At 45.1% G+C, this 235-nt stretch carries 1 protein-coding gene; it reads right to left on the bottom strand.

The window, feature by feature from the left end; all coding sequences use genetic code 11:
• The coding region (locus tag FS736_RS25005; RefSeq protein ID WP_222125127.1) for a hypothetical protein at positions 1 to 235 on the bottom strand (235 nt) is incomplete at its 5' end.

Genomic DNA, 235 nt, shown 5'->3' with positions numbered 1-235 from the left:
TTAGGGGTTATTATGATTTTTTTGGTTTTGTGGGGATAGTGTGAAGGGATTTGAGGTATTTGGTAGGGGTGTTGTATGAGAGGGTTGGGTTTGGATAGGAGTAGGATACGGATGAGGAGGATGGGTTGATGGAGTGTTTGAAGAGTGAGATTCAGTAGGAGAATTGAGCACGGGGTTGTGGATTGGGGTTGCTGCTGCTTCGTTGAGTTTTGATGCAACATGCTTAAGGTGTTCG

The sequence above is a fragment of the Cytobacillus oceanisediminis 2691 genome (assembly GCF_007678455.1).
Classification (GTDB): Bacteria; Bacillota; Bacilli; order Bacillales; family Cytobacillaceae; genus Mesobacillus; species Mesobacillus oceanisediminis_A.
Note: the sequence above shows the minus strand (reverse complement) of the source record. Positions and strands in the feature narration are given on the sequence as shown.